The organism is Azospirillum griseum (assembly GCF_003966125.1).
In the GTDB taxonomy this organism is placed as follows: domain Bacteria; phylum Pseudomonadota; class Alphaproteobacteria; order Azospirillales; family Azospirillaceae; genus Azospirillum; species Azospirillum griseum.
Genome location: NZ_RXMA01000073.1, coordinates 1 through 3,547, shown reverse-complemented (window position 1 = coordinate 3,547; position 3,547 = coordinate 1). Strand labels below are relative to the sequence as shown.

At 54.2% G+C, this 3,547-nt stretch carries 3 protein-coding genes and 1 tRNA gene; 3 read left to right on the top strand and 1 reads right to left on the bottom strand.

Features of this window, described 5'->3' with window-relative positions:
* Positions 1-163: ATP-binding cassette domain-containing protein (locus EJ903_RS26015; protein ID WP_126620775.1), on the bottom strand; the 163-nt coding region annotated here is incomplete at its 3' end.
* 458 nt (positions 164-621) lie between these two features.
* Between EJ903_RS26015 and EJ903_RS26010 the strand changes: the two genes are divergently transcribed.
* The 3 genes from EJ903_RS26010 (at position 622) to EJ903_RS26000 (ending at position 3,216) form a co-directional block, all read left to right on the top strand.
* Positions 622-695: transfer RNA gene (locus tag EJ903_RS26010), tRNA-Gly, on the top strand.
* A gap of 216 nt (positions 696-911) precedes the next feature.
* Positions 912-2,114, top strand: coding sequence for a tyrosine-type recombinase/integrase (locus EJ903_RS26005; RefSeq protein WP_126620774.1), 1,203 nt, complete (start codon positions 912-914; stop codon positions 2,112-2,114).
* Positions 2,107-3,216, top strand: coding sequence for a hypothetical protein (locus tag EJ903_RS26000; RefSeq protein WP_126620773.1), 1,110 nt, complete (start codon positions 2,107-2,109; stop codon positions 3,214-3,216). The genes EJ903_RS26005 and EJ903_RS26000 overlap by 8 nt, the downstream gene beginning before the upstream one ends.
* Positions 3,217-3,547: the final 331 nt, after the last annotated feature.

The following is a 3,547-nucleotide window of genomic DNA, read 5'->3' as shown; positions in this document are numbered from 1 at the left end:
TCAGGAATTTGGTGAGCAGGTTGAACACCGTGCTCTTGCCCGCGCCATTCGGGCCGATCAACGCGTGGATCGTTCCCCGGCGAACCTGGAGGTTCACCTCCTTCACCGCGACGAAACCCTTGAACTCCTTCATCAGGCCGCGCGCTTCCAGAATGATGGTCATGTGCCTCCCTCCAACCGCACGCTCTTGCTTTGTCCGACAAACTTATCGTTTGATTCGATACCACTGTCAACAAATCAAGCTTTTCCGAAAAATTTTGTCGGACAAACAAAATTAGCCCCTCAGCAAAGGCTCCGCCCTCACCTCCCATGGTCATGAATCCGCGACGGGTGTGATGTTCCGCACCGTTCCTCCCCAGCCCTGCGGGCATAGGCTTGAGATGATGCGGTGGAGTGCCCTGTCGCCGCGAAACGGCGTCAAGGCGGGGCGCTGAAGCCCTTCCTGCGTGTGCCATCATGCCGGGGCGGGGTTGAGGCGTGTGGAACAGCACACCATTGCGCTCAGGACGTCGCGACGCTTCCCGGCGAAAGGGCCGCCCACCACAGAACCTCAGATGACCGTGTTTTCCTTGCACGGAGCGCTTGAATTCGCCGTGATGCTCCCCTATAAACACCGGGCGCGCGGGTGTAGCTCAATGGTAGAGCAGAAGCTTCCCAAGCTTACGACGAGGGTTCGATTCCCTTCACCCGCTCCAACGACTTCCCTAAAAAATCAATGAGTTAGCACCGAACCGGGATGCCGTTCGGTGCTTCGTTGTGCCTGATTTTGCCCCATGCTAGCTTACATCCGGGCTTACACAGGGCGTGTAAGCGGACTGTAAGCCGATGGCGGGCGAATCAACGTCCCCACGCGGAAAGCCCGCCCAGCGGCCTTGTAAGCGCCTCTCGTGTAAGCAGGAGGTGACAAAAGCATGGCCCGCGTCCGCCTTACCAAGACCCTTGTGGACGAGCTCCAGCCGCCGGAGAAGGGGCAAGCCTTCGTCTGGGATAGCGAGGTGCCCGGCTTCGCCGTCCGCGCCACGCCCAGCGGTGCGAAAGCCTGGATCGTGCAGATGCGGGTTCGTGGCGGCAAGGAACGCCGCATGACCATCGGGTTCTGCAACAAGGTGCCGCTCGACAAGGCGCGCCAGGAGGCCAGGAAGGTGCTCGCCACCGCCGACCTTGGCCGTGACCCTGCCCAGGAGCGCAAGGAGGCGCGCGAGGTCAAGCCGGATCTGAACCCGACCTTAACCGACTTCTCGACCCGCTGGATGACCGAGGTGGCCGAGCGCCGCAACCGTGACGGCACCCTGAAGAACCGTCGCTTGCTGCTGAAGAACCATGTCCTGCCGGTTCTGGGCGAAAAGCGGATCGCCGACATCCAACGGAAGGACATCGAGGATCTGCATCACCGGATTTCCCAACGCTTCCCGGTCGCGGCGAATCGGGCCGTCTCCCTCTGCTCCGCCATCTTCTCCACCGCCGAGCGGTGGGGAATGCTGTCAGCCAATCCTGCCTTCAAGATCGAGCGGAACACCGAGGAGGGCCGAGAGCGCTATTTGACGCCAGAGGAGATCGCCCGCTTGCATGTGGCGCTGGACCAAAGCCCAGCTCAAGACTCCGCCGACGTGGTTCGTCTTCTGCTGCTGACCGGCGCACGGGTGGGCGAGGTGTTGGCGATGCAGTGGTCCCATGTCGATCTGGCGGTCGGCATGTGGATCAAGCCGGCCGCCACGACCAAGCAGAAGCGCATCCATCGTGTCCCCCTGTCGCCGGCCGCCGTCGAGGTGCTGACCAAGCGTCAAGCTGCCAGAACGGCCAAGCGACCCAAGGCGGAACCGTCGCCGTGGGTTTTTCCCGGTGACGGCACAGACGGCCATATGACGACCATCCGCACCTTCTGGGCGGCGGTTTGCCGCCGGGCCGGGATCGAAGGAGTCCGGGTTCACGATGTCCGCCATACCTTCGCCAGCCTGCTTGTGTCGTCAGGTGAGAGCCTCCCCGTGGTGGGTGCCCTGCTGGGGCACACCCAGGCGAAGACGACCAGCCGTTATGCTCATCTCCTTGATGATGCACTGAGAGCTGCAACTCAAAAAATTGCCGCGATAACTGTGAACGGCTCAAAAAATGGCTGATGATCTCTTTCTCATCGAGTCGTGTGGTATTCTACATTCTCATAAGCCGAGATGGGACAGGAAGGATGACTATGGAAATTTGAGAAGAGCTGTCTCATTGATTGAGTCAATGGAGCCAAAAATACTGACTAATGATCATAGTAAAGATATGTCAAAGTTACGTTATGGGATTTACGTTAGAGAGCATTATTTGCCTGAACGAAAGCGTTTAGCATCAATTGGATGGAAGCGCGGAGATGACTATCCATCTGAGACCTGTCCGTATTATATTTGGCGGGATGCTCATACGGAGATTGCATGGGAGTATTTGCGACGCTCCTCAGATTACAAGACGTATTTCTCAAGATATATGAGAGTTTTGGGTAATTGTTTTCCGCGCATCGCGGATTATGTAACAAGCAAATTTGGTGACTCCAAAAATAAATCGGAAGCTTACAGAGAATTTATTGACGCATATAAAGTAAAGGGAGACCTGCATGAAGCGTGGAGAATTCTATCTCATTCAAAAGAATGCAAACTGTATTTTGACTATGTAGATGAAGATATTGGAGAAATTTGGACAATTAAGAAAAATATACAAATAAGTGAGGAGAGAATTTATGAAATCTTTAATTTGCTTCCACACTTTGGTGTGACGCACCCGGATTGTAACGTTCCGCCGGTCTTCTTACGGTATACCAAACCAGTAAAAGTAATAGGTACAAAGCACATCATGAAAGAAGAAGTATACTGCTTAGAGGAAAGTGTCTTCTCACCGTTTGAGATGGGAATAATATTATCCTTTCGTCTGGATGAAAATATTGAAGATCAGTTATTTGATGCGAGAAAGAAAATTGAATCAATGTGTAATGTCATGGGATTTGGCATGAAGATAGATGTATATAATGAGTCGAGGCCTAGGCTCGGTAAACATGAACATTATATTAGATTAATTGACGCGAATAACGACAGTGTTACTTCGCCGAACGTCATCGGCCCCGTACTATATAAGAATTATGAAATCGTAGATATAACAAAGAACGTAGAAAAAGCGATACAAGCTGCGGAGGGATTGACAAGATATGGCCATTATCAAATAGCGACGGCCCCATTTCGGAAATAGGCCATGGCCGTGAGATGATGCCCCGCTTGGTCCCGGCCCCTAAAATATGTCTGGGAACTATTTTAGGGTGATGATCCGGCATATATGCCCATAATGGGAGGCCTGTTGACACCTACAGGCATTCCCAATGGCATATCGGAAGAAACCGAATCATCCCCGCCCGTCCGGGGAAAAGCTCTATACGCCCGCTGAAGCCGCTGAAATGCTGGGTGTGGCGCCGCAGACGCTTGCGCATTGGCGGGTGGTATCCCTCCGGGGAGTGACGCCTTGCGGGTTTGGAACGTTTTCCCGATGTTTTGCGAGATGGCGCGATAGCGCGGACGCAAACGTG

Bases quoted from the DNA above. Each gene is read 5' to 3' on its own strand.
- EJ903_RS26005 (WP_126620774.1), top strand. From the start codon at position 912: ATGGCCCGCGTCCGCCTTACCAAGACCCTTGTGGACGAGCTCCAGCCG.
- EJ903_RS26000 (WP_126620773.1), top strand. From the start codon at position 2,107: ATGGCTGATGATCTCTTTCTCATCGAGTCGTGTGGTATTCTACATTCT.